Raw genomic sequence first — 23719 nt, forward strand, 5'->3', positions numbered from 1 at the left:
GGGAAAAGCGAACTAAATGATCCCATGCTTCCAAGAAAAACCTCTAGTGAGTGGTTCAGCCGACCGTACTGCAAACCAACTCAGGTGGATGAGTAGAGAATACTAAGGCGCTTGAGAGAACTCTGGTTAAGGAACTCGGCAAATTAACTCCGTAACTTCGGGATAAGGAGTGCCTCTATTAGGTGAAAGAACTTGCTTCTGGAGCTGAAGGAGGTTGCAGTGACCAGGTAGCCGCGACTGTTTACTAAAAACATAGGACTCTGCGAAGTCGCAAGACGATGTATAGGGTCTGACGCCTGCCCGGTGCCGGAAGGTTAAAAGGAGGGGTTAGTCCTCGGACGAAGCTCCGAATTGAAGCCCCGGTAAACGGCGGCCGTAACTATAACGGTCCTAAGGTAGCGAAATTCCTTGTCGGGTAAGTTCCGACCTGCACGAATGGCGTAACGATGGCTACACTGTCTCAACCAGAGACTCAGTGAAATTGACATACCGGTGAAGATGCCGGTTTCCCGCGACAGGACGGAAAGACCCCGTGCACCTTTACTACAACCTGATATTGAATATCGGTTTAGTATGTGTAGGATAGGTGGGAGACTTTGAAGCTGCGGCGCTAGCCGTGGTGGAGTCAACCTTGAAATACCACCCTTATTACACTGCTATTCTAACCTCGATTCCGTGAATCCGGATCAGGGACAATGTCAGGCGGGTAGTTTGACTGGGGCGGTCGCCTCCTAAAATGTAACGGAGGCGCGCGAAGGTTCTCTCAGGCTGATTGGAAACCAGCCATCGAGTGTAAAGGCATAAGAGAGCTTGACTGCAAGACTCACAAGTCGAGCAGGTACGAAAGTAGGTCTTAGTGATCCGGTGGTTCCAGATGGAAGGGCCATCGCTCAACGGATAAAAGGTACGCCGGGGATAACAGGCTTATCGCCCCCAAGAGTCCATATCGACGGGGCGGTTTGGCACCTCGATGTCGGCTCACCGCATCCTGGGGCTGAAGCAGGTCCCAAGGGTTGGTCTGTTCGCCCATTAAAGCGGTACGCGAGCTGGGTTTAAAACGTCGTGAGACAGTTTGGTCCCTATCCGTCGTGGGTGTTGGATATTTGAGGAGATCTGTTCCTAGTACGAGAGGACCGGAATGGACGAACCTCTAGTGTTCTGGTTGTGATGCCAATTGCATTGCCAGGTAGCTACGTTCGGAACGGATAACCGCTGAAAGCATCTAAGCGGGAAGCCAACTCCAAAATTAGATATCCCTTCTTCCTTCGGGAAGACATAAGACTCCTTGAAGACTACAAGGTTGATAGGCCGGATGTGTACGCACAGCAATGTGTTTAGCTAACCGGTACTAATTAGTCGAGAGGCTTGACCTTTTATTTTCCTCAGTTTACTTCAAACGAATTCAATTGCTCCAAATACCGATTTTCTCGGTCTCGATAGCGAAAGGGCCACACCCGTTCCCATTCCGAACACGGAAGTTAAGTCTTTCAGCGCCGATGGTACTGCACGGGTAGCTGTGTGGGAGAGTAGGACGAGGCCGGGATTAATTACTTAAAGCCGCCGAAAGGCGGCTTTTTTATTGCCTGTATCTCCCAGCAAAACACTCTGCACCCCTCCCCTGCTATACGTTACCTGCCAAAAAAACCCTCCCCAATTATCCACCATTCCCAATAATCAAATCCCCACTTCCCCCTACTCTTCCCCCTGCAAATTAACAAGTGAACAACGATAGAATACATATAAGTTCATCTAATTAATTTCAGCAATATTAATGAAATGAAAATAATAAATATTTTGATAAATGAGAGGGAAGAATAGAATAGTCCTTAACACGAGGAGTACCACTGTTGTCATGCTGAGCCTGTCGAATGTCGCTGGATCAATGTGACAGTTGTGGGTAGCGAAAATAGTTATTCAGCAACCTGTTAGAGTCCCACTTTTGCGAGAATCCCGGCCCAACCTTCTGATTCTCTTCGTTAAATTTTCCAGTCAAAATTTTTCATCAAGGTCTCGGCAATCGGATTAGAAAATTTTCGGGGACTTGAAATCAGCCAAAAATCCTCTGTTATCCCTTGCAGGCTCCCAATTTTAATGAGTTTACCCTCTTTGACAAGTTCCTTGCCGGCAAAATCCGGCAAGGGAACCAAACCCATTCCCTCGATTCCAAGTATTTTTTGAATGCTGGTATCCTGAGTTTCGATGATCACATCGATGGTAACCTTATTGATTTGAAAAAAGTGGTTCAGATCATGGCGAAGTTTGCTATGGAGTGATGGCATGATGAACGGCTGGTCCTGGAGTGATGCTGGGAAATTCCGTTTCAAGGGCTGATATTTTTTTGTTGAAAAAACTGTAATAGGAATTTTTGCTAAAAGCCGGGAGAAATATTGTTTTGAGTCGCCAATGGTGGGTGGAAAATTTGAGATAACCAGATCGATTCGATGCGCTTGAAGTTCTTTGAATAGATAATCTCCTCCTCCTCCTTCGAGAACGGTAATTGTGCAGGGTGCAATTTTTTGCGCAGAGTGGATCAGTGATTGAACGAGACTTTTAGGCACGCTATCCAGAGCCCCAAAGTGAACGTGAGTTCGTTTAGAAAAAGTTTTATCCGCTATCACCTCCACAAGTTCGTTGCCCAGGGAGAATATTTGATTGGCATAATCCAAAACAACCTTTCCAGCTTCCGTAAGGTGAAGACCTCGCCCCTTTCGGTTAAACAGGCTTTGATTTAAAGACTCTTCTAAATTTTTGATTGAGGTGCTGATAGTCGGTTGTCCGACTCTCAGCATCCTCGATGCGCTACTGATACTTCCTTCTTTTGCGGTAATCCAAAAGTAATAGAGGTGGTGATAGTTCAGCCAAGTCATATTTTTAATCCCTCTTTACGTTTTGAAAAAACAAACTCTTTGTTTTATAATATCAAATTTATATTATTCTAATTTTAGAATACTATTTTATTGTCACTTTGGAAATATAAAACAATTCTTTTTTTGTGCGTAACTTGAGATAAGAAGAATTAAGATCACACAGAAAATAATAACCAGTGATTTGTTTATTCAAGCCTGGATGACAAATTTTTAAGGCAATTTGCCCTGGTCCATAGGTTTATGAAAAGGTGCGTCTAGTGAGATGGATTCCTTACGATACATCGAATTTAAGAGGTGATCTTTTTGGCGGCGTCACTGCCGGAATTGTGGCGCTTCCTCTGGCTCTGGCCTTTGGGGTGCAATCCGGAATGGGTGCCATTGCGGGTCTCTATGGCGCCATTGGACTGGGTATTTTCGCAGCGATCTTTGGTGGTACCCGCACACAAATCAGTGGTCCTACGGGACCGATGACGGTGGTGTCCAGCCTGGTGATCCTCACCGCCATCGAAAGTACAGGAAGTCTGGAAAAGGGCTTTGGCGTCATCATTACGATTTTCTTCATCGCCGGGGCGCTGTTGGTTGTCTTTGGTCTGTGCAAGCTGGTGCGGTTCTTAACAATAAAGGAGTTCCTATCACCGATTGGGGTTTAACTTCCCAAAAAGAGAGAATCAAAGATGGCCGTGTACGTCTTCAAACAATAACAATTTTCCTCGACTAATTTTTTTCAAAGGAAAAATAATAAAAAAGCCTCTTAACTTCTCACATTTTTTAGGCCACAATCATCAAACTGGGAGTGTTTCCAGTGCGGATTAGTTTTAAAACATACAATAAAGGAAACAATATCCATGAGTATGTCCTCCGACGCTACTGAAATTCCCAAGGGGAATCTTCATGGGTTTAAAACCCATGCCAAAAGCGATATCCTTTCTGGCTTTTTAGTTTTTCTTATTGCACTGCCGCTGTGCTTGGGAATTTCTCTGGCTTCAGGATATCCCGCGGTGTCTGGCATCTTTACTGCCATTATTGGCGGATTAGTTGCCACCTTCCTTAGCAATTCAGAGCTTACGATTAAAGGACCTGCTGCCGGTTTGATTGTTATTGCATTGGGTTGCGTAAGGGATTTTGGTTATACGGGAGGGGTGGACCCTGTGCAGGACTATCAGGCGTATCGCTTGGCACTAGGTGTTGGGGTTGTGGCGGGGGTATATCAAATTATAATGGGGTTTTTTCGCGTAGGAATCCTTGTAAAGCTTTTCCCTAAGGCGGCGATTCACGGTTTACTGGCCTCCATTGGAATTATCATTATCGCAAAACAATTTCCTGTATTGATGGGGTTGAATCCACAAGGCCCTCCTTTAGAATTACTCGCTGGTATTCCTTCCTTTATATTAAACATGAATCCCAAAGTTGGGTTTATTGGAATTATGGGTCTTGCCCTTGTGGTCGGTTATAACTATATAACAAATCCCAAATTGAAAATTATTCCTGCACCCATGATGATGTTATTGATAATTGTTCCAATGGGAATATTTTTGGGAATTGGCCTGGAGGGGTCTTATACGTTCAATAACCAAATTTACGAATTAGGTCCAAGTTTTTTAGTCAATGTTCCAGTTAATTTACTGAATGCCATGGCCTTTCCGGATTTTTCTGGAGTAACCACGGAGACAGGAATTAAATACACGGTTTTATTTGCGATCATTGGAAGTTTGGAAGGCATTTTAAGTGCAAAGGCTATTGATGAGATCGATCCGTGGGGTCGAAAAACAAATCTGGATAGAGACCTGTTAGCCACCGGTACAGCTAATACCCTGTCGGCTTTCATTGGTGGATTGCCAATGATTTCTGAAATTGTTCGAAGTAAAGCCAATATTGACAATGGAGCCAAAACCCGGTTTGCCAATTTTTACCACGGGATGTTTTTGCTCATCTGCGTTGCCTTGATCCCAGGAATCATTAATCAAATCCCCCTAGCTGCATTGGCAGCGTTATTGGTCATCACAGGATTTCGCCTGGCCTCTCCTCATGAGTTTATATCTATATATCGTGAGGGAAAAGACCAGTTTATTATTTTTATATCGACCATTTTCGGTGTACTTGCTACGGATCTTTTGAAGGGATTAGCAATTGGGATTGGAGTCAGGGTTATCATCCATTTTATTCGTGGGGGCTCCATCTTTAGATTGAATGCCAAGATCATTCCTGAAAGGGATCAGTCAATCACGGTTTTTTTACGAGGCCCCATAGTTTTTAGTTCGTGGATTCCTCTACGAAAACAACTTCAACGTTTCTTTGAAGATGGGAAGCGGGTCACCCTGGATATTACCGAAACGCAACTCGTTGACCGTAGGGTCATGTCTAAGATTGACGAATGGAAAAAGAAATTCAAGGAAAACGGTCTTGAGTTGTCAGTGCGAGCCAAAAAGACATCCATCGATGAGTGATTCTAATTTTTGGAAAGTAAATGCTAAAGATATGATGTCGTGATTCCCAAAGGTCCCTTTTATTTTTTTGCTACAAGTCGCTTGCCAACTTTCAAATCTCCAGGAGGGGCTCGCTGATCGAACGAGAGATGTTTGCGCACATTACGCCGCTGATCAGTGCGACCGAATAGAACAATGCGACCAAGAGAACGATCAGGAAATGAGTTCTGGTGGAAATTTCTTCAACATCTTTTCCAGTAATCGTTCCTGAACAGACTTTAAGTTTTACTATGTTAGTATAAAATGTCCTTTTCTCTGCATTTCGCTTCTGCGAAGGGTTTGACGGGAGATTGGGTTTGGTGGTTTTCAGGGCAGTTATTTTAGGGAGTTGAGATGCTAAACTTTAGAGATATCACAATAGGGAAAAAAGTAGGTTTGGGTTTTGGTGTCATCACCTTAATTCTAATGGGAGTGGTTTTGCTCACCATTTAACAAGTGAGAACCATGGAGATAACCACTAAGAGGGTTGTCGACCTTCGAACTCCCACGGCTCACGCCAGTCTTATGATGTTAAATGGTATCAACCATTCGCTGGCTTCTCTGCGTGGCTGGATTCTTCTAGGTGATCCAAAGTTCAAAGAAGAACGAACCATTGCGTGGGAAGAGCAGATCAATCCATCTTTAAAGGCGATGCATGGGCTTGCTCCTAACTGGACAGATCTAGAAAATAAAACTCGTTTGAAATCTATCGAAGAAGAAATCAATAACTTTATAACGGTCCAACAGAAAACTGAAGACATTGCCCAAACTCCGGAAAATTTCCCTGCACGGAAAATCCTGTTCGAGACCGCTGAGCCCCTGGAAAAATCCATAGTGGCGCTAGTCTCTGATATGATCGCGTTGGAAATGAAAGTCCAAACGACCCCCCAACGCAAACGGCTGGTAGAAATACTCGCCAATATCGAAACTACAACCAGTCTGGCTTTGGAAAGAGCCGATGAATTTTTATTGTCAGGAAAACAGGAATTCAAAAGGGAATCCCAGGAAAATTGGAAAAAAAATGTGGAACAGATGGAGACGTTACAGAAGAATGAACAAACCCTGACCAAAGAGCAGATAAGAGATTTTTAAAAAACTGCAAATTTCCCTCAGTCAACTGGGCCCTTTATTGGCAGATATTATCCGTATCCGATCTGGAGAGGAGTGGAACCTGGCCAATCATTTGGTGAGTACCCAGGCCGCACCCATCGCATTCCGAATTAAAGAACTCTTGAATGATATGACTGCGGTTCAGGAACGATTACTGGAAAATGATGTTGAAGAAATTTCCACCAGAACTCATTTCCTGATCGTTCTTTTGGTGGCATTATTTATTACGGCGGCACTGATCAGCGGCGTATTGTGCGCAAACATCTCTCGTTCGATCAGCGAGCCCCTCCTGGAGATTTGTAAGTTGGCAGATGAACTCGCGCATGGAAATTTTAAGGGGAAACGCCTGCCAGTTACTTCTCAAAATGAATTGGGTACCCTGAGCCAAAGTTTCAACCAACTTTTGGACCGGTTGCAGGAAGAGAAACCACATTCAAAAGATTGACTTGGGATTTGCAGGAAGGATAAAAGAAATCAAATAGAATTTCAGAGCACGATTACAATCGGGCTACTTCAAATCATAGATAAAGGTATCATCTAAACTCCTCACCTTACCTTTTTTCAATCCATTTTTCTAAAATGCTAATTTTTAGAGTTTCCAGATTAAGTGCGCCTCTTTTTGTTGACATATCGTTATGTTACGATTTAATTGTATTAAAAGAAAGTGAGAGTGCCTACTGTGAAGACAAACAAAAAAACAAAACTCATTGATCTTGCAGTTCTGGGGCAAGCGGCAGAGTGTCTCAAGACGCTTGCTCACCCCCACCGGTTGCGGATGGTGCAGATGTTACTCCAAGGCCGTTACACGGTTGGTGAGCTGGCCGATGCTTGCAATATCCCAAGTCATATGGCGTCTGAGCACCTTCGATTGATGCAGCGTTGTGGTTTGCTTTCAAGTCAACGGGATGGAAGGCGAAACTATTACGAGATCGCAGAACCGCATTTAGAAAGCATCATGAACTGCATTGAGAATCAGTTTGGGTAGGCTTCTTTTTGCTTAATGCATCGTAAAATTTAGATATAAAGATATAACGATATAATGGAGAATACAGTGAATAAAAATATTTCAACGATCACTCCTCAAAAGTTCGAGAAATTGAGAAAAAGTGGCCAGCCTTTAGAGCTGATTGATGTTCGCTCACCGGCAGAGTATCGTGAGTGCCATGCAAAGTTTGCTCGAAATGTGCCGCTCGATTCGCTTGATCCACACATGATTATGGAGTCCAGAAACGGTTCCCGAGAAACTCCGCTCTACATCATTTGTCAATCAGGGAACCGTGCGCAAAAGGCGTGTGAGATGTTTTATGCTATGGGTCATTCTAAAGTAGTAACCGTCGAAGGAGGTACACAGGCTTGGCAAGAGGCCGGATTGCCCGTAGTTCGTGGTGAAAAGGTTTTATCACTCGAACGACAAGTCCGAATAACTGCCGGAATTCTTGTGCTCACAGGTGTGATGTTCGGCTGGATCTTTCATCCGGCTTTCACTGGTATTTCAGCCATTGTGGGAGCAGGACTTGTATTTGCGGGAATCACCGATAGTTGCGCCATGGGAATGATGCTGGCGAAAATGCCTTGGAATCAAGTTTCACCGGAATGTGAAAACGGCCAATGCTCGGACTGAGCTGATGGAATTAGTAAAAAATCTCAGAATGAATGAGAAAATAAAAAGGAGCAAAACAATGTTTCTTCAACGCTATTACCTGGAATGTTTATCCCACGCATCTTATATGGTGGCCGATGAAAAGACCAAAGTGGCTGTGGTGATCGACCCCAGGCGAGATATCGACATTTACGTCGAGGACGCTCGTCAGCATGGATTTGAAATAAAGCACGTGGTTCTGACCCATTTTCACGCGGATTTTATTGCCGGACATATCGAGCTTCGGGACAAAGTGGGCGCCCGTATTTACCTTGGAGCTCGTGCCAGCGCCGAGTTTGACTTTGAACCGCTTGGCGACGGCAGTGTCATTGAACTCGGTGACGTTCGACTGGAAGCGATGGAAACACCTGGTCACACGCCAGAAGGAATCACGTTACTCGCTTTTGACAAAGCCACAGACCCCAGGAATCCCCATGCCATTTTTACGGGTGACACGTTGTTCCTGGGAGATGTGGGGCGTCCGGATCTGTTTGCCTCCATTGGCGTATCTGCTCATGAATTAGCGGAAATGCTCTACGACTCTTTGCAGAACAAAATTCTGAAATTGCCAGATAAAACCCTCGTCTATCCGGCCCACGGGGCAGGGTCGATGTGCGGTAAGGCATTGAGTGACGAAGCGGTATCAACCCTCGGGGAACAGAGACTGCATAATTACGCCCTGCAACCCATGACCCGGGAAGATTTCATTAAAATGATCTCAGCAGATCAACCGGAGGCCCCGGCTTACTTCGGGTATGACGCCAATCTGAACCGGCAGGAGCGTCCGAACCTGGACGCATCGATGCAGGAATCAATGCAAGCGCTTGATCTGGATACGGTTCTTTCTCTACAAAAATCCGGAGCCCAGATTGTTGATATTCGCATGGTGGCGGACTTTGCCAGGGCGCATCTTCACGGAGCCATTAACATTGGCATCGACGGACGGTTCGCCACCTGGGCCGGTACTTTGTTGAATAAGGATGTTCCTGTTGTTATCGTCGCTGAGCCCAATCGGGCTGAGGAAGCCGTGATGCGTCTGGGCCGAATTGGTTTTCATAATGTCAAAGGCTATCTCAAGGATGGAATGGAATCCCTGAAGGACCGGGGCGATCTGATTTCACTCACTCAACAAATCCCGGTCGCCGCCATAGATGAGCTGGAAGGCCAAACCACGATTCTCGATATTCGCAATGAGAACGAATGGAACGGCGGGCATATCGAAGGCAGTATTAACATTCCTCTCAATCATTTGGCGGATCGTATCGCAGAAGTGCCCGCGTCCGGCCATGTGATTGTTCATTGTCAGGGTGGTTACCGGTCCATGATTGCCGCAAGCCTGCTGGAAAAGGAAGGACGGAGCAACGTTTTTGATCTGGTGGGCGGTTATCAAGCCTGGGTCGCAGCAAAACGGTCCAGTACAATAGCAGCCAAGAAGGTTCAAGGTTGACCAATGTATTACGCACTCAGCATTTTATTTGGTTCGTTCGTGGGTTTTTCCCTCGGTCTGACAGGCGGTGGTGGTTCTTTATTGGCCGTTCCGCTTTTGGTTTACGGTCTGTCGATAGAGCCACGCGAGGCTTTTGGGATATCTCTAGCAGTGGTTGGGGCAACGGCGTTGATTGGCCTGGTACAGCGAATAAGAGCTGGGGAAGTAGAGTTTGGAACGGGTATTTTATTTGCCATCGCCGGGATGATCGGAGTTCCCGTTGGCATCTGGCTGGCGGGAAAAATTTCTGAAGCTATTTTATTAACGTTGTTTACAGTATTGATGCTGTTTCTCGCCTGGAGAATGTGGCGTGAATCATCCAGGGAGATAAAGAATGATTCCCAACTCAATCCCTCAACATGCCAGCGTGAGGAAAGTGGCAAACTGAAATTCACGTCTCGATGCGCCCTGCTTCTTCTGCTTGCAGGGCTGGCGACCGGTTTCCTGGCAGGCATGTTCGGCGTAGGCGGTGGAATTGTGATCGTGCCGGCGCTTGTAATGTTTAGTGGCATGCCGATTCATCGCGCTGTTGGAACTTCGCTATTCGTAATCGTGTTGATCAGTATTTCCGGGGTATCATCTCATTTCCTGGCTGGCCGGGAAATATCACTGGAAGTGACTGGTTTGTTTGTGTTCGGAGGGATACTGGGTTTGGTTCTCAGTCACCTGGTGTCCAAACGGATATCCGGTTCCCTGCTTCAGAAGGTGTTTGCGGCAGGCATCGTAGTTGTTGCGCTATTCATCGTGAGCAAAATACTTTCGTAATCTCTTCTCCTCAATATCACAGTTAAAGAATTTCCAACACCTGTTCAGGAGGTCGACCGATAGCGGCTTTGCCGTTGGCAAGCACGAGGGGCCGTTCGATCAGAATGGGGTGCTTGATCATGAATTCGATCAGGTCGTCATCGGATAAAGCCGGGTTATCGAGTTCACATTCGGCATAGATGGCTTCTTTCTTGCGCATCAGGTCACGAGGGCTAAATCCAAGTTGGGCAAGAATCTCTTTAAGTTTTTCTACAGGGGGTGGGGTTTTGAGATATTCGATGATAGTCGGCGTGATGCTGTGTTTTTTCAGCAATTCCAGAGTCTGGCGGGATTTGGAGCAGCTGGGATTGTGATAAATAATTATATCCACGGTTTAATTCTCTTGGTTTTGTATTTAATGATTCAGGGTCTGTTTTAAGGTGTATTAATCGCAGCTTTGGAAGGTGAGCGGGCTGTAGCTTTTGTTTGTTAAGGCAAAGAAAAAGGGCCTAGCCTTCTGGCTAAGCCCTTTTACATAAATATGGAACTTAGAAGACTCCTACAGAATCAAAATTCTGCGGGATCGATGTCTGAAGGTTCTTATTTAGCTTTTACTTTAGTGGCTTGAGGACCTTTCTGGCCCATTCCTTCCTCAAACTCAACAGCCTGACCCTCTGCGAGAGTCTTAAAACCGTCTCCCTGAATCTCCGAGAAATGAACAAAAAGATCTTTGCCGCTCTCGGACTCAATGAATCCATAACCCTTGCTCTCGTTAAACCATTTTACTGTTCCTACTGCCATAATAAATACTCTCCTACAATTGAGCGGGAATGCACTTCCAGAAACTCTGGATAATACTCTCCCTTTTTTTAAATTGGGTTGGATTGATGCAAGGACTTTTAGAGAACCACATGGAGAAAAAACCAAACTTTCTTTGGTCCATGAGACCAAATTTTTTGTCGATTTAATCTAGGCGTGAAACTAGAAGGAATCAACTTACACTGCAACTTAACAACCCTTTTTCACGAGGTAAAGATAGCATGAATCCTAAAAAAGTCCTAGCTTTATTTTTAAGCAGGAAATTATAATTTGCTGAACACGCCTACTAGGTTGTTTTTTTTGTGCTTCATGGTCAATTTTAGCAGCATTTAAAAATAATACTATAAAATTTGTTTGTAACTTTAGCCATGCATGATAGCCTGTAGTACATCTCGCTCCAGGGAGTTCACTCGAGGCAAGACATCAAAAAATCGTAAAGGAATATATATTTCCGCCACTCCTTTTTGGGGTGGCTTTTTTTTGCAAATTACGTCAGGGAACAGAGAGGTTAAAGCGAGGTAATTTTATGCATGAAGTTAAGGTGTACGACAGTTCCGGGAATTTGAAAAAAGTGATCTCGGTAAAACAGTTGAACATCCGCTCGAACAAACAATTGGAATCTCCCTATCTTTTCCTGAAAAACAAAAGAACGGGGAAGCCAGCAGCAAAACCTGATAAAATCCAGCCCAAAGCTGGAACACTATAAACTTTAATTCTGGGGGTCTTATTCTTCAAGTAACCGTTTACCAAAATCAGGTCGAGAAGGCGTTAAAAGTTTTAAAACGCCAACTCATCAAGGAAGGTTTATTCAAAGAACTTAAACGCAGGCGGTTTTTTATGAAGCCTTCCGTCATGAAAAAGCTGAAGATTAAGGAGGCCAAGAAAAAACGGAAAGCGGCCAATCGCCGTGCAAAATCTTTATGGCAAACCTGAAAATTGAATAGACGAATGCATCATTCCATTTTTCCGGTAAGTCTTTCAGCAATTTCGATTTCTCGACAAGGATGCGCGCCGCGGCTGATTGCCATCAATTCGATGGGCTGAAGAATTATTGACTGTTCGGTGTCAGACAAAAGCGAACCATTAAGGTGAAAATCCAAGAGATACATTCACCCACATTTCTCAACCTTTATATGGAAGGCGGTAAAAATTGACAGAATCCTCAAAAGTAGTGCAAGAATTAATTGACAATTTCACGCAATTGGCTGAAGAGGCAGAAAAACGCAGGAAATTTGCATCCTCAAAATGTGAGAATTATAAGTTAGAATTTGCAGATGGAGAGAAACATGCCTATGAAGACGCCGCTAAAAAATTGAAAACGGTTCTGGCTAAAATATAAAGTTCCCGTTCCCGGTTGATAAGTAGCATGAACTGGGGCGGCTATCCGTGAAGCACTTCATCCGAAGATTCTGCTGGCAAGAGGGTGGTTGTTATTGACGAATCAGGCCACCGCGTGACGGTTGCAATTTGTAAATCGCTTTCTAACAAAAGAGAAAGTCTTCGCTACAGTAAGACCGCGATAATCCAGATTAAACCCCGCTTCATCCATAATCATTGGATCGGCGATACTTTTCCGTTCCCCGCAAGGGGAGGGGCGAATTCATTTCTTATATTTTTCTCTCAAAAATCAGAAGCCTGGATTTGGCACGAGGATTGTTGTAAGGAATCATGACGACTCCCGAAAGTTGATATCTTTCTCCTAAATATTTCGGATACCAGCGGGTCAGCAATTGACTGGAGTCAGGCCGCATCAGCCACGATAATGCCGCATCTACAAGCACTATGAATTTTGGTTGGGAATTTTCTATTTTCCGGATCATCTTTTCCTGCATGAGGTGGGCCTGGCCGTGCTTCTCCATCAAGGGATACATATAGAGATATCCCGTGGCAGACTTTCTCCTGGCGTAAAAGTAGATTTGCGGTTCCGATCCTAAAATAGCGATCTCGTCATTTGGACCTGCTTTTTGATTGATGAAATTGGCCACTTCAATGGATTCTGGAAACGGGTTCCCATTATAGATGGTATGGCTGGCTTCAACCGGTGACAGCTTGAAGAAAATTTCCTGCTGATTGAAAAAGGGAACCCCAAGGGAAATTATTGCGATGCCAAGTGACAACACTGTCCTCCAGGATGAATGCCTGCTCCAAACTGAACGAACACCCACCCCCGCAAACAGCGCAAGAGCCGGCATCAATAAGATAAAGTAGTGCGATCTGAAATAGAAACCAGGGGTGATGGCAAAAAACGAGAACAGCAAAAAACCACAAACAAAAAACCATTTGGATCGGATCTCTTTATTCCAGACAACCGATGCGACCCCCAGCAATGATAATAATAGAATCGGGAAGTTGGGCTGGAAAATTCGCATAAACACATATTGAAATGCGGCCATGCCCTGGTTCAGTGAAAGCATGGATGCATATTCAAATGCATATTCAAATGTCCAGAACCAGAACGCACCCAGGTTGCCGGTGACGAAATAAAGTAAAACCGTAACCATAAATGGCATCAGCCCGCCGGTTACAAATAATCCGATTGCAATTAAAAGTTCCTTCCAGCGTGTGGGCCGTTTATTAAAATACACCCCGGCAACAACAACGCATCCGAACAGGAAAAAAAAGCTCCCGTGTTGTTTGATGAGAAGCGCACACCCCAGCAAAAATCCGCTTGTGAACAATTGTTTTTTGTTTTCCTCCTCCAGCGCAATCCCCAGGAGTAGCAGGCCGCCCAAGGCGGGGAGTAGAAGAAAGTGTTCCGTGTTGGCCCAAAACCCTTTGACAGACGGACTCAAAGTCAAAATCAGAAAACAGGCCCCCGCGACAATGCCGACAGGGGCATCAAACAAACGCCTGCCGATCAAAAATAGCAAAAGGGAGGTGGCGAGGTTGGTGATGAGCAGGGCGAAATGGATGGCGGCGTGGGTTTGCCCGAAAATTCCTAATATCAGGGCGTACACAAAATGGATGCCGGGAAACTTCATGCTGTAGGCTTCCGTGTAAGGCAAACTTCCCTGAAGCAGCAATTGTCCCATATAGGCATATTCCCCTTCGTCGCGTTCCAGCGGAACATCAAGGAAACGCAGACGTATGAAACAAACAATAAAGAACACGATACCTGCGAGAAGATACAACAGCAGTTCTTTGTTCAGGAGTTTTGGCTTTGTATTCATAGGGTCATAGTTCGCGAAAATACATCTACTTTGAAATCTCTGATGGGTTTTTAGATTTTGCCAAAATAGATAGCACCGCAGCGAGATTTTTATGTGCGTTACTGTAGCCAGGGTCCAGCTCCAGTGCCATGTCGAAATGCGCGCGTGCTTCTTCAAATTGTCCTTGCTGGCCGAGAGCACTGCCAAGATTGTTATGGGCTTCAACGTAGCCGGGGTCCAGGGCGATCGCGGTTTCAAAATGCGAAATGGACTCGGTAAATTTCCCCTGCTGGAAGAGAGTGCTGCCAAGATTGTTATGGGCCCTGGAAAATTTCGGCTGAAGTTTTATGGCTTCTTTATAGTGAGCAATGGCTTTTTCAAACTCCTTCTGCTTGCCTAACGTGTTCCCAAGATTGAAATGTGCTTCCGAATAGTCGGGTTGAATGCGGATCGCCTCCTTGTAATGAGCCACCGCCTTTTCAAAATTCATCATCGCACTCAACGTATTTCCAAGGTTGTTATGAGCTTCGGCATAGTTGGGTTTGAGCCTCAATGCTTCCTGAAAATGCGCGAGGGCTTCTATGAATTTTCGTTGATCGCCGAGAGTGCTTGCAAGATTGTTATGAGCTTCGGCATAGTTGGGTTGAAGCCTTATCGCTTCTCTAAAATTGGCAATGGCCTCTTGAAATTGCTTTTCCTGACTGAGAGCGATTCCCAGATTGTTATGGACAACGACAAAGCCGGGGTATTTCGTGTCCGTCACAGCAACGGCACGTTTGAATAAGGTGATGCTGTTTTTCCAGTGGCTCGTTTGTTGCCATGTCAATGTCATTAAAACGGGAATTAACAGGGCTGTAGAAATGAACAGGGCTCTGTTTCTGTAACGCCAGTTTGCCAAAAGCTCCGGCAAACCCCACGCAACAGCGATGAACAGTCCGATGAGCGGAATATAAGTGTAGCGGTCCGCCATCGCCTGTTCCCCAACCTGAACCAGTCCGATCACTGGCATAAGAGTTCCCAGATACCAAAACCACCCAACGGCAAGATAGGGCGCTTGGCAGACTTGCCTCACGACCCAGATTGTAATGCCCACCAGCGCTATCCCGCACAATACCCCCTTCCAGACTGGCAGGGCATCTAACGGATGCGGATAGAAAACTGCAAGTTCCCTGGGACATAACATGTGTTTAATATATTCCAGGTAGGACACCAGGGCGTTCGTGATCCGTGATGACAGCGAATTGTAATGCAACGATTCCAATGCGCCGCCACTTTCCTGAAACTTTATCGTTGTGAGACAGGAACCGACGACAAGTAAGAGAAGCGGAATTTTCTCCCCGATCAATTGCAAAACCCCCGATCTCTGGTTCCCATTCGATGTTTGCGTGGCCGGGAGAGTCGCTGTTGTCTCTTGCAGCCTCCATCGCCCCAAAGGCCAATAGTCCATCAAAAGAAGGACAAACGGCAAGGTGACCAGCATGGGTTTTGACATGAGACCCAGGGCAAAAAATAAAATAATCAGGCTGTATCTTTTAATGCCGGATTTTTCTGTGTAGCGAATATAAGCCCATAAAGTCAATAACCAGAAAAGGGTGCTGAGAACATTTTTACGTTCCGCAACCCAGGCTACGGACTCGACATTCAAGGGATGGAGGGTGAACATCGCGGCGACAAAACCGCTCTGCCAAACGGCACCCGTCATTCGAACAAGAACCAAAAACAGCAGCAATGCGTTGGCTGTGTGCAGTAGCAGGTTGGTCAGGTGATGCCCTCGGGGGTTCAACCCATAGAGCTGGTAGTCGAGCATGTGCGACAACCAGGTGACCGGATGCCAGTTGGAAGCGTATGAGGCGGTGAAGGCCCAAAAGATGCTTTCACGGGTGAAGTCCGTTTGCACCTGCGGGTTCTCTGTCACATACTGATTGTCATCATAGTTGAGAAACTCGTGGTCGAGTATCTGCAAGTAGACGACGAACGTCGCGGTCACTAAAAAAATACAGATTAAGTTTCGTTTGCTCAATTGACTCTCGCCCGATTGATGTCGAACTTATGGGAAAATAACTTTCCCGGTTAAAAGTTCTGTCCTCCTCCCGGTCAATTTGTGAGAACCACCCGGTAACGCACCTGATTGTCCCGCACCCTGTCGAGTCCTGCATTGACTTCAGACATGGGCATGGCTTCCGTGCAGGCTTTGATATTATGAAGGGCGGCGAAATCCAGCATTTCCCGAATATCCGTTCGACTGCCGATGGGGTTTCCGCAAATGGAGTTTTGTCCCACGATGAGGCTGAAGGCGGAAATTTTAATGGGTTCCTTGGGCACTCCCACGAAACAGAGCTTGCCGCCGGGCCGCAGGGCATCGACATAGCTTTCCCAATTAAGGTCGGCAGAAACTGTGGAAAGAATAAAGTCCTGAGTGGATGCTACTTTTTCCAGGGTTTGAGAATCACCGTCGAATACGAAATGATGCGCTCCCAACCCTCGGGCTTCGGCTTGCTTTTGCGGCGTCGAGGAAAAGGCGGTGACCTCGCACCCCATGGCATTGGCGAATTGCAGAGCCAGATGGCCCAGTCCGCCGATTCCTATCACGCCCACCTTCATGGACGGACGCACCCCGTAATGGTTCAAAGCGGAATAGACCGTCACGCCACCGCACAAAAGGGGAGCGGTGGTTTCGGAATCCAGCGCCTCCGGTAAAGGGAAAGCGAACCTGCCGTCTATATGGATGAATTCGGCAAACCCGCCATGGTTGAAAACGCAGGTATCCTTGATTTGCGGGCACAGGTTTTCGAGCCCGCGCACGCAGTATTCACATCGCAGGCAGGCCGACCTCTGCCAGCCGATGCCCACTCTCTCTCCTTGACTCAGCCCCTGCACATCGGCTCCCAGGGCCTGGATGGTTCCGACGATTTCGTGCCCAGGTACAAACGGGTAGTTGGTAATGCCCCAATCGTTGTCGAGCAGATGAATGTCGCTGTGGCAGATTCCGCAATGGGAAATCTTCACCGCGACTTCATGGCGCTCGAGGGGTTTGGGTTCGTATTGGAAGGTTTCCAGCCGTTCTTTCGGATTCTTTGCCGCATAACAGCGAATAGACATGGGAATCACTCCTTATCTGATACGGGTTCTTTTATCCATCTCGATTAACGTAACATATTCCCAAGGCGGGTTAGAAAAGGGTTTGTGGAAATTTTAGAATTTCATTTCAAAAAATTCTCGCCGCCGAGTATTATGGTGCTATTTGAATTCATTCAATAGGGCGTCTCTGATGAGGATAGATGCATCCATTAAATAGATTATTTTCAGATTCCAAATTCCACGCATTGGCGCTCCTGTTGATTTTAGGGTTGTCGGCTTTTCTGAATACTTACAATATAAATTTTCCGGATTTTTATCACGCAGATGAGGCGAAGAAGATTCAATTTGTCCTTTCCGATCAGCAGGATTTCCGCCATCCCATCTTAATGTTGCAGACGGCGAGAGTGATTAACAAAGTTGTGGGTCTCAAGGATTCCAATCGACTCTTAATCCTTTGCCGAATGATCTCCGCATCATTGGGTGTGCTCATCGTTTTGCTGATTTATGCGCTCAGCCGACGGGGTCTTGATAAAGACTATGCCCTGCTTGTAACCTTGGCGGTGGCGGTGTCACCCATTCTGGTCATTCATGCCCACTATTTTAAAGAAGATATTATTTTTACCGCCTGCAGTTTTTTATCCCTCATTTGTTTTCTGAAACTGTTAAGGGAACGGACAACCGCTGCAACTCTACTATGGGGGCTGGCGACGGGGCTGGCTTTGTCCGCCCAATACAAGGGGGTATTGCTGATTCCAATTTATTTTTTATTTCCGAGAGTGCTTCCCGACTTAGATCGCACCTGGTTTTATAAGCAATTCCGCATCGGCCTGGCGGTCATGGCCTCGGTATTCCTGCTGGTGAACTACCCTCTTTTTCTAAACGCAGGCATTTTCTTCTCCGGGTTAACGGATGAAGTCAGTCACGTGGTGAGCGGGCACACACTGAATGTCTATCCTTTTCAACACTGGTTCGGGTTCCACCTCGTCAACAGCCTCATTCCGGGAATGTCCCTTGTCGTCACGTTTCTGGCTCTTTGTGGATTGGCGGTCACGACCTGGCGGTGGAAGCAAGCGGTGGTGGTCGATAAACTTTTGTTCATTTACACAATGGTTTTTTATTTTGTTCATGAGATCAGCCCGATGAAAACCTTTCCCGACTTCATGCGCTACATGATTCCCATCGTGCCGGCGCTGATCTATTTTGCCTGCAAAGCCATTTCTAAAATCAGCCAGTGGATGCCGGAATATTCCAGGAAAGCGATGGTGCATGGCGTTCCCTGGGCGCTGGCGGGTGCGGTCTTTTTGGTACCCCTTTATGACACCTGGCAACTGGATTCCCATTTGATCGACGACACCCGCCTGCAGGCGCAACAATGGATAGACTCAGCCCAGGGGGAAACATGGGGGGAACGCTATACACTCGGCAAAGACTGGAAAACGCGCTATCTCACGGAGATAGATATTTTCGAAGCCAGAAAATCCGGGGTCGCCTACCTGGCTGTAAGTAGTTTCAGTTATGAACGTTTTTTTATTGGCTCCCAATGGTCCTGGCAGAATAAGGATGTCTATGAAACCCACAAAAAATATATGCGGTTATTCACCTATCCCTATGTTGAGATAAAACCCGCGTACAAGACCTTCGCGTTTTCTAATCCGGTGATCCGTATCATTGATATACGAGATCTGCAAAAGAGCGGGGAGCAGGGAAAAGAGTCGGGCCGTAGACAATTGGAGTGAATGGAAAAAAAGGGGGCAGGTTTTTATTTTCTAACTGGTGGCGCAGAAATTATTCAAACGGCGGCTGAGTTTTTCGGTTCATGTCTTTAGCCGTCAAATGCATTCTGCCTTTTATGAAGTGCAGTTTCCTCTCGGCAATGGCGATCGCCTGCTCATCCTTGTTTTTCTTACCCAGTGTCCGGGCAATTTCGATTTCTTCGATGGCGTGTTCCCAGTCTTTCATTTTCTCATAGACACTGGCCAGGTTCAGATGCGCCTGCATATGATCGGCATTGATTGCAATCACCTTGCGGTAATGATCCGCAGCTTCCGGAAGCTTTTGGATATACCAGTATTGCAGGGCGATTTTGAAAAGCAATTCCGGGTCGTTTGGCCGCAGGGCGGCGACCTGCTGGTATTCCAGAATGGCGAGGTCATTCCTGTTTAATTTGGAATAAACCGAGCCCAGCCCCAGTCGGGCTCCTGCGTGAGAGGTTTCTAGTTCAAGCACCTTTTTATAAGCCTGGATGGCTTCTGGTCTTTGGTCCCACTCCTCATAAACCAACCCTTTGCGATAATAGGCGGGAACGAATTGAGGATCGATTTGCAAGGCCTGATGCAAAAGTTTGATTGCTTCCTCAAAGGCACCGATTTCCTGTTTTTTCACGGCGTTCTCAGTCAGTGAGCTGGGGTTTGTCGCTCCGCCTGAAATTGCCGAGCTGTCCGGCGATTCATTGCCCCCACCGCACCCGGCAACGATCAGGAAAAGGCATAAAATGACAGTCTGAAATTTTGCAGATTTGAACACGGCGTTTTTCCCTAGGTTAATGAAACCCTAAGACTATATTAGATCCCGTGGATTTCAAATTAAAGGATACCTCTAAAAATTAGTTTATTACGGGAAATCGAACATGGCACGAGGATTTCTTATATCGGTGGCACGGGCGACCTATCCTTAAATTTAAGGGTAGGTCGCCTGTCCCACTAAAACAAAGCCATCTCCTTAAATTAACGATTAGGAACATTTAGTCTATTTTTAGAAATGCCCTAAAAACCCGTTTCAAAAAAATGAGGTCACGATCACTCGCGGCCTCTGTCCTACTCTCCTAAGGGCATATTTTGGGATCAATTTTTATTCTCCTTAAAATAATAGTTTTTCCGGTTCCTCGAGAACTCACTCAAGGTAAGTGGTTTTCCTACAAGTATATTGCAGAAAAAGTTGACAACTTGGGGGAATTCATGGAATTATTGTCCCCTAATCGGCGGGTTGATCTATGTTGCGGCAGTGGGGAAAGAAAGACATCGTGATTCAGGCAAGACAAAATTAAAATTCGGTTTCAGCCATCCTTCGGGTTGGCATTTTTTTTGTCTCAAGTTAGCCCCCGGAGGATATGGTCCTGGAACTCTCAGGGCTCTTTTTTAAAAATGGGAAGGCCTTATTCCATAACATGAATAGAGCGATTCCCTTGTTGAAGAGGAGTGTTTCAAGCATGACTATGGGAACGGTAAAATGGTTTAATGAAAGTAAGGGTTTTGGTTTTATCGAAACGGAAGAGGGCAAAGATTGTTTCGTTCATTTTTCCGAGATCCAGGGCGATGGTTTTAAAACTTTAAGAGAAGGGCAGGCGGTCGAATTTGACATTGTGCAAGGGCAAAAAGGTCCTCAAGCCACCAAGGTCGTGCCTAAGTAAACAAAATTCCCGGCAGGGAATTTGCTCTGCCGGGATTATGAATTCATAGCTTCTTCCTCGTCAGAGGCGATTCCGCCTCCTTATTCCAAGTGTAAATCCCGCTTAAAAACCACCCGCGCGGCTAAGAAGCGCTTTAAAAAAGCCTGGGCCGGGGCGGATATTGGGATTTCAAGTTCCGGATTAATGGGCATTGCCCCGCAATTTTTATTTACCGGTCCGCGCGGCCTGCTGTATCATGCTGGATTCTATTGATTAATCAATTTGGCCAATTTTAAATCCATGAATCATTACGATGTCATAGTCATTGGCGGCGGACACGCCGGATGCGAGGCGGCCCTGGCGGCGGCACGCATGGGGTGCGCCACCCTGCTGATCACGCTCGATAAGAGCAAGGTCGCCCTCATGCCCTGCAACCCGGCCATCGGCGGCGTGGGCAAAGGTCACATCGTGCGTGAAATCGACGCTTTGGGCGGGGAAATGGCCAAGGTCATCGACAAGACCGGCATCCAGTTTCGGGTATTGAACGCTTCCAAGGGGCCCGCTGTTCAGGGGTATCGAGCGCAGGCCGACAAGAATCTTTATAAAAACGAAATGCGCCGGGTGCTGGAAAATCAGGCCCGATTGGAGATCCTTGAAGAAGAAGTCGATGAACTGTTGATCGATGACCGCACCGTCAAGGGCGTGAAGACAGTTTCAGGAATAGAATTCAGCGCCAGCGCCGTGGTCATCACCACCGGCACGTTTTTAAACGGCAAGATGCATGTGGGGATGACAAGTCATCCCGCCGGACGGGTGGGAGAAAAACCATCCACCAGGCTTTCCGAATCGTTTCTGGCCGCCGGCTTTCAGGTCGGACGATTAAAAACCGGCACGCCGCCCCGTCTCTTGAGCGGGAGTATTGATTTCAGCCGGTGCACGATTCAACCGGGTGACGCCGACCCCAGGCCGTTTTCTTTTTCTACGCCATCGATCGTCCGTGAGCAGGTTCCTTGTTATCTTACCGCCACCAACGAAAAGACAGCTGAAGTGATCCAAAAAAACCTGCACTTGTCACCGCTATACAGCGGCGTCATAGACGGCGTGGGACCGCGTTACTGTCCCTCCATCGAAGACAAGATCGTCAAGTTTCCCGATAAAAACTCGCACAATATTTTTCTGGAACCCGAAGGGCTGGATACCGACTGGATATATCCCAACGGCATTTCGACCAGTTTAGCCGAGGAAGTGCAGTGGCAGGTGGTGCGCACCATTCCGGGGCTGGAACAAGCCGAAATCGTCCGTCCCGGTTATGCGGTGGAATACGATTTCGTGCCGCCGACCCAGTTGTTCCCAACGCTTGAGACCAAGTTGGTGAATGGGCTTTATCATGCAGGCCAGATCAACGGCACGTCAGGTTACGAGGAGGCGGCGGGCCAGGGCATCGTCGCCGGTATCAACGCCGCCTTGAAAGTGCAGAATCGTGCGCCGATGGTTCTGACGCGCATGGAAAGCTATATCGGTGTGTTGATCGACGACCTGGTGACCAAGGGGACGCAGGAACCCTACCGCATGTTCACATCGCGAGCCGAATACCGCCTGATTTTGAGGCAGGACAATGCCGATGACCGTTTGATGCGCCGGGGTTTTGAGCTGGGCTTGATATCCCGTGACGAGCATGAAGGGTGCATAGAGAAATACGCCAGCGTGGCCCGCGAGATCGAGCGGCTGACCGTCACCAACGTCGTTCCCAGTAAAGTGGATTTATCACGACTGGCGGGTTTGGGCATCACCGATTTAAAGCGGCCCACGACTTTGGGTGGATTGCTGAGGCGACCGGAAATCACCTATGGCCAGATCATCCAGGCTTTCAATGGTGCGTCCCTTCCAAGGCTGGTGGGCGAACAGGTGGAAATTCAGGTCAAGTATGAAGGCTTCATCGCCCGCCAACAGCAGATGGTGACAAAACAGAAAAAGCTGGAAAACTACGCCATCCCTGCGGATTTTGACTACCAGGGCATTCCCGGTTTGTCCCGTGAAGTGGAACAGAAATTAAAAGAAATCCGCCCGATGACCCTGGGGCAGGCCGCCCGCATTTCCGGCGTCACCCCTTCCTCAATCACTCTCTTGATGGTGCTTCTGGAACAGCGTTTCCGCACGCATAAAAACAAAGGCAACGGTAAACCCGAAAATGAACCTGAACTGCTTAGTAGCAAATTGACAGAAGTGTGATGACGCATACCGATTCTATCCAGTGGCTGTTGGAGGTGAACAAGGAGGACATCGCCTACATCGTCAGTATTTTTGACGCCTACGAAGACTTTGCGGTGGTCCGAACCCTCGATCAATCCAAAGGGCTGATCGAACTGATGATCTCCCCCGATTTTATTGAAGAAACCCAAGACTTGCTTGACAGCTTGGCCAAGGAAATCCCTGTCAAACGGGTTTAGTCATCTCTTTCAATAATGCATCATGGAATAGATCGGCAGGTCTTTGATTTTTTCTCGTCCTTTAAGAAAATCCAGTTCGATGAGAAACGCCGCCTCCACAATCTCCACCTGAAAATTGGACTGGATCAGATTCGCCGTAGCGGCGATGGTGCCGCCTGTGGCCAGCACGTCGTCAATGAGGACGATTCTCTGCCCCGGCTCAAAAGCATCCTGATGAATCTCCACCGCGTCGTTTCCATACTCAAGAGAGTAAGCCTGCTTGTAAGTTTTGTAGGGCAGTTTCCCCGGTTTGCGCACCAGCACCGTTCCCGCGCCCAGTGCATAGGCAAGCGCCGAGGCAAAAATAAATCCCCGTGCTTCGATTCCCACCACGGTGTCGATCTGTTTTCCCGCGTAGCGGTCTTTCAAGGTGTCGATGGTTTTTTTAAAGGTATTGCCATTCGCCAGTAGGGGGGTGATGTCCTTGAAGATAATGCCTTCCTTGGGGAAGTCAGGAATATCACGGATTGCTGATTTCAACATTTCCATATTTT

The 23719-nt window shown here is 46.9% G+C and carries 22 protein-coding genes, 2 rRNA genes and 1 pseudogene (1 of these 25 only partly in view); 17 read left to right on the forward strand and 8 right to left on the reverse strand.

Annotation, left to right across the window (positions count from 1 at the left end):
- Both O3C58_06645 and rrf read left to right on the forward strand, forming a co-directional pair.
- Nucleotides 1-1373, forward strand: a 23S ribosomal RNA gene (locus O3C58_06645); it begins 1660 nt to the left of the window's first position.
- A 53-nt stretch (nucleotides 1374-1426) separates the two neighbouring features.
- Nucleotides 1427-1543, forward strand: a 5S ribosomal RNA gene (gene rrf / locus O3C58_06650).
- A 433-nt stretch (nucleotides 1544-1976) separates the two neighbouring features.
- On the opposite strand, the gene O3C58_06655 is transcribed toward rrf, so the two are convergent.
- Nucleotides 1977-2867 (reverse strand): LysR family transcriptional regulator, encoded by an 891-nt coding sequence (locus O3C58_06655; GenBank protein ID MDA0691534.1) that lies wholly within the window; start codon nucleotides 2865-2867, stop codon nucleotides 1977-1979.
- A 257-nt stretch (nucleotides 2868-3124) separates the two neighbouring features.
- Between O3C58_06655 and O3C58_06660 the strand changes: the two are divergent.
- The 8 genes and pseudogenes from O3C58_06660 (at nucleotide 3125) to O3C58_06695 (ending at nucleotide 10329) form a co-directional block, all read left to right on the forward strand.
- Nucleotides 3125-3481: pseudogene (locus O3C58_06660) on the forward strand (SulP family inorganic anion transporter).
- 237 nt (nucleotides 3482-3718) lie between these two features.
- The gene (locus tag O3C58_06665; GenBank protein ID MDA0691535.1) at nucleotides 3719-5311 is read left to right on the forward strand and encodes a SulP family inorganic anion transporter; all 1593 of its coding nucleotides are present in this window, start codon (nucleotides 3719-3721) and stop codon (nucleotides 5309-5311) included.
- A gap of 483 nt (nucleotides 5312-5794) precedes the next feature.
- Nucleotides 5795-6421, forward strand: a complete 627-nt coding sequence (locus O3C58_06670) for a hypothetical protein (GenBank protein MDA0691536.1) — start codon at nucleotides 5795-5797, stop codon at nucleotides 6419-6421.
- Nucleotides 6422-6458: 37 nt separating this feature from the next.
- The gene (locus tag O3C58_06675; GenBank protein MDA0691537.1) at nucleotides 6459-6884 is read left to right on the forward strand and encodes a HAMP domain-containing protein; all 426 of its coding nucleotides are present in this window, start codon (nucleotides 6459-6461) and stop codon (nucleotides 6882-6884) included.
- 234 nt (nucleotides 6885-7118) lie between these two features.
- On the forward strand, nucleotides 7119-7424 hold the full coding sequence (locus tag O3C58_06680) for a metalloregulator ArsR/SmtB family transcription factor (protein ID MDA0691538.1): 306 nt from the start codon (nucleotides 7119-7121) through the stop codon (nucleotides 7422-7424).
- A 78-nt stretch (nucleotides 7425-7502) separates the two neighbouring features.
- Nucleotides 7503-8060 (forward strand): rhodanese-like domain-containing protein, encoded by a 558-nt coding sequence (locus tag O3C58_06685; GenBank protein MDA0691539.1) that lies wholly within the window; start codon nucleotides 7503-7505, stop codon nucleotides 8058-8060.
- Between the two features lie 58 nt (nucleotides 8061-8118).
- Entirely contained in the window at nucleotides 8119-9525 is a 1407-nt protein-coding gene (locus O3C58_06690; protein MDA0691540.1) for an MBL fold metallo-hydrolase, read from the forward strand.
- A gap of 3 nt (nucleotides 9526-9528) precedes the next feature.
- The gene (locus tag O3C58_06695) at nucleotides 9529-10329 is read left to right on the forward strand and encodes a sulfite exporter TauE/SafE family protein (protein MDA0691541.1); all 801 of its coding nucleotides are present in this window, start codon (nucleotides 9529-9531) and stop codon (nucleotides 10327-10329) included.
- A gap of 22 nt (nucleotides 10330-10351) precedes the next feature.
- Here O3C58_06695 and arsC read toward each other — a convergent pair whose 3' ends face one another.
- Both arsC and O3C58_06705 read right to left on the reverse strand, forming a co-directional pair.
- The gene (gene arsC / locus O3C58_06700) at nucleotides 10352-10699 is read right to left on the reverse strand and encodes an arsenate reductase (glutaredoxin) (GenBank protein MDA0691542.1); all 348 of its coding nucleotides are present in this window, start codon (nucleotides 10697-10699) and stop codon (nucleotides 10352-10354) included.
- Nucleotides 10700-10908: 209 nt separating this feature from the next.
- Entirely contained in the window at nucleotides 10909-11109 is a 201-nt protein-coding gene (locus tag O3C58_06705) for a cold-shock protein (protein ID MDA0691543.1), read from the reverse strand.
- Nucleotides 11110-11653: 544 nt separating this feature from the next.
- On the opposite strand from O3C58_06705, the gene O3C58_06710 reads away from it, so the two are divergent.
- The 3 genes from O3C58_06710 (at nucleotide 11654) to O3C58_06720 (ending at nucleotide 12466) form a co-directional block, all read left to right on the forward strand.
- Entirely contained in the window at nucleotides 11654-11833 is a 180-nt protein-coding gene (locus O3C58_06710) for a hypothetical protein (protein ID MDA0691544.1), read from the forward strand.
- Nucleotides 11834-11853: 20 nt separating this feature from the next.
- Nucleotides 11854-12060, forward strand: a complete 207-nt coding sequence (gene rpsU, locus O3C58_06715; protein ID MDA0691545.1) for a 30S ribosomal protein S21 — start codon at nucleotides 11854-11856, stop codon at nucleotides 12058-12060.
- A 217-nt stretch (nucleotides 12061-12277) separates the two neighbouring features.
- Nucleotides 12278-12466 carry a hypothetical protein gene (locus tag O3C58_06720; protein MDA0691546.1) on the forward strand — a complete coding sequence of 63 codons (189 nt, stop codon included), beginning with the start codon at nucleotides 12278-12280 and terminating at the stop codon, nucleotides 12464-12466.
- 268 nt (nucleotides 12467-12734) lie between these two features.
- Here the strand turns inward: O3C58_06720 and O3C58_06725 are convergent, their stop codons facing one another.
- From O3C58_06725 to O3C58_06735, 3 genes are all read right to left on the reverse strand, one after another.
- Entirely contained in the window at nucleotides 12735-14297 is a 1563-nt protein-coding gene (locus tag O3C58_06725; GenBank protein MDA0691547.1) for a glycosyltransferase family 39 protein, read from the reverse strand.
- 25 nt (nucleotides 14298-14322) lie between these two features.
- Complete coding sequence (locus O3C58_06730; GenBank protein MDA0691548.1) at nucleotides 14323-16296, reverse strand: tetratricopeptide repeat protein; 1974 nt, start codon at nucleotides 16294-16296, stop codon at nucleotides 14323-14325.
- 74 nt (nucleotides 16297-16370) lie between these two features.
- Nucleotides 16371-17375 carry an NAD(P)-dependent alcohol dehydrogenase gene (locus O3C58_06735; protein MDA0691549.1) on the reverse strand — a complete coding sequence of 335 codons (1005 nt, stop codon included), beginning with the start codon at nucleotides 17373-17375 and terminating at the stop codon, nucleotides 16371-16373.
- A 179-nt stretch (nucleotides 17376-17554) separates the two neighbouring features.
- Between O3C58_06735 and O3C58_06740 the strand changes: the two genes are divergently transcribed.
- On the forward strand, nucleotides 17555-19090 hold the full coding sequence (locus O3C58_06740) for a glycosyltransferase family 39 protein (protein ID MDA0691550.1): 1536 nt from the start codon (nucleotides 17555-17557) through the stop codon (nucleotides 19088-19090).
- A gap of 49 nt (nucleotides 19091-19139) precedes the next feature.
- Here O3C58_06740 and O3C58_06745 read toward each other — a convergent pair whose 3' ends face one another.
- Entirely contained in the window at nucleotides 19140-19877 is a 738-nt protein-coding gene (locus O3C58_06745) for a tetratricopeptide repeat protein (GenBank protein MDA0691551.1), read from the reverse strand.
- A gap of 682 nt (nucleotides 19878-20559) precedes the next feature.
- Between O3C58_06745 and O3C58_06750 the strand changes: the two genes are divergently transcribed.
- The 3 genes from O3C58_06750 to O3C58_06760 all read left to right on the forward strand — a co-directional run bounded on the left by O3C58_06750 (nucleotide 20560) and on the right by O3C58_06760 (nucleotide 23186).
- A complete protein-coding gene (locus O3C58_06750) occupies nucleotides 20560-20760 on the forward strand; it encodes a cold-shock protein (GenBank protein MDA0691552.1) in 201 nt (66 codons plus the stop codon).
- 255 nt (nucleotides 20761-21015) lie between these two features.
- Complete coding sequence (mnmG, locus tag O3C58_06755) at nucleotides 21016-22968, forward strand: tRNA uridine-5-carboxymethylaminomethyl(34) synthesis enzyme MnmG (GenBank protein ID MDA0691553.1); 1953 nt, start codon at nucleotides 21016-21018, stop codon at nucleotides 22966-22968.
- Complete coding sequence (locus tag O3C58_06760) at nucleotides 22968-23186, forward strand: DUF4911 domain-containing protein (protein MDA0691554.1); 219 nt, start codon at nucleotides 22968-22970, stop codon at nucleotides 23184-23186. Before mnmG ends, O3C58_06760 begins: the two co-directional genes overlap by 1 nt.
- Nucleotides 23187-23195: 9 nt before the next feature.
- Here the strand turns inward: O3C58_06760 and O3C58_06765 are convergent, their stop codons facing one another.
- Entirely contained in the window at nucleotides 23196-23714 is a 519-nt protein-coding gene (locus O3C58_06765; protein MDA0691555.1) for an adenine phosphoribosyltransferase, read from the reverse strand.
- Nucleotides 23715-23719: the final 5 nt, after the last annotated feature.

Source organism: Nitrospinota bacterium, assembly GCA_027619975.1.
Taxonomy (GTDB): domain Bacteria; phylum Nitrospinota; class Nitrospinia; order Nitrospinales; family VA-1; genus JADFGI01.

What these genes read in the sequence shown, in the direction of transcription:
- O3C58_06740 (MDA0691550.1), top strand. Translation starts at nt 17,555, where the DNA reads ATGCATCCATTAAATAGATTATTTTCAGATTCCAAATTCCACGCATTG.
- O3C58_06665 (MDA0691535.1), top strand. Translation starts at nt 3,719, where the DNA reads ATGTCCTCCGACGCTACTGAAATTCCCAAGGGGAATCTTCATGGGTTT.
- O3C58_06670 (MDA0691536.1), top strand. Translation starts at nt 5,795, where the DNA reads ATGGAGATAACCACTAAGAGGGTTGTCGACCTTCGAACTCCCACGGCT.
- O3C58_06710 (MDA0691544.1), top strand. Translation starts at nt 11,654, where the DNA reads ATGCATGAAGTTAAGGTGTACGACAGTTCCGGGAATTTGAAAAAAGTG.
- O3C58_06735 (MDA0691549.1), bottom strand. Translation starts at nt 17,375, where the DNA reads ATGTCTATTCGCTGTTATGCGGCAAAGAATCCGAAAGAACGGCTGGAA.
- O3C58_06765 (MDA0691555.1), bottom strand. Translation starts at nt 23,714, where the DNA reads ATGGAAATGTTGAAATCAGCAATCCGTGATATTCCTGACTTCCCCAAG.
- O3C58_06695 (MDA0691541.1), top strand. Translation starts at nt 9,529, where the DNA reads ATGTATTACGCACTCAGCATTTTATTTGGTTCGTTCGTGGGTTTTTCC.
- O3C58_06705 (MDA0691543.1), bottom strand. Translation starts at nt 11,109, where the DNA reads ATGGCAGTAGGAACAGTAAAATGGTTTAACGAGAGCAAGGGTTATGGA.
- O3C58_06690 (MDA0691540.1), top strand. Translation starts at nt 8,119, where the DNA reads ATGTTTCTTCAACGCTATTACCTGGAATGTTTATCCCACGCATCTTAT.
- O3C58_06655 (MDA0691534.1), bottom strand. Translation starts at nt 2,867, where the DNA reads ATGACTTGGCTGAACTATCACCACCTCTATTACTTTTGGATTACCGCA.
- O3C58_06725 (MDA0691547.1), bottom strand. Translation starts at nt 14,297, where the DNA reads ATGAATACAAAGCCAAAACTCCTGAACAAAGAACTGCTGTTGTATCTT.
- O3C58_06760 (MDA0691554.1), top strand. Translation starts at nt 22,968, where the DNA reads ATGACGCATACCGATTCTATCCAGTGGCTGTTGGAGGTGAACAAGGAG.
- O3C58_06750 (MDA0691552.1), top strand. Translation starts at nt 20,560, where the DNA reads ATGACTATGGGAACGGTAAAATGGTTTAATGAAAGTAAGGGTTTTGGT.